Annotated in this window: 1 protein-coding gene; it reads left to right on the top strand. The window is 45.7% G+C overall.

The window, feature by feature from the left end:
- Positions 1-77: 77 nt before the first annotated feature.
- Positions 78-1030: hypothetical protein (locus O9323_RS20840; protein ID WP_288125697.1), on the top strand; the 953-nt coding region annotated here is incomplete at its 3' end.

The following is a 1030-nucleotide window of genomic DNA, read 5'->3' as shown; positions in this document are numbered from 1 at the left end:
TTTATGATCAGTCAATCTGAAGCATGGAATAACTTCCTTGGCTTTATCCGTCAAATGTAAACGAGGTATCTCTTTTTATGGTTTTGGCTTCCCTTGTCTCAACATCTCAGACTGGCTCTCTTGAATTACTGGCTACCCAGCTTAATAATCCCCCGGCTCTGGCTAATAATTCCGGTAGCACGGTGACAGTCTCCCTGACAGCAACAGGTCAATGGGCTTTAATTAACTTTGCCACATCTGATCCTAGCCTCGTCAAATACAAAACCCCAGTGGATGGCAATGGTCATGTCCGGGACAAAAACGATGAAAAATTTGGGTTTAAGTATCCCAATTTGAATCCAGGGGCCTTGGTTGGCGAAATTAAAGATGCCAAGGGCAACACAAAATCTACGGTGAGCGGCAAACAACAAAGCTTTGAATTACAACCGGGAGATACAATTTCTTTCGTCATTAACGATGATCCTAAATGGTACGCAGATAACACTGGCAAGTTGACGATTGCTTATTCTGTTACTGCTAAAGCAACGGAAATTGTCCCCACTGCGCCAAGAGTGATCGCTAACCTCTACAATACGGGGGTTGACGATGCCCGTCAGGTTTTAGGGGATAGCATTCCCGACCCCCACTATAAGTTAACAACCTATCCGGCGGGGACAGTAACTCCAGGTGCTACCACTCCCAACAAGGATTTAGCACCAATTAGCTGGGTTGCGAATACCAATACCGCCCGATGGATTGGTCCCAACACCGCCTCTGCCGTAGGTCCGGTTGGCAACTATAGCTATATAACCACCTTTACACTTCCTCGTTTTTCTGAAGCTTCCATTGTCGGTGAACTTTCCGTGGATGACAACATTACTGATATTGTGCTTAACGGGGTATCAGTGGGTAAACCTGTTGCTTTAAGCTCTTGGTGGACAAAGATTAGTCGTTTTTCAATTTCGACGGGATTTGTCGTCGGAACTAACACCCTGGAGTTTAAACTGCATAGTATCGGTGGGCCCACTGGTCTGCGAATTGATGGTATTAG

It is taken from the genome of Microcystis sp. LE19-131.1A (assembly GCF_027532015.1).
GTDB classification, from domain to species: domain Bacteria; phylum Cyanobacteriota; class Cyanobacteriia; order Cyanobacteriales; family Microcystaceae; genus Microcystis; species Microcystis ichthyoblabe_A.
Note: the sequence above shows the minus strand (reverse complement) of the source record. Positions and strands in the feature narration are given on the sequence as shown.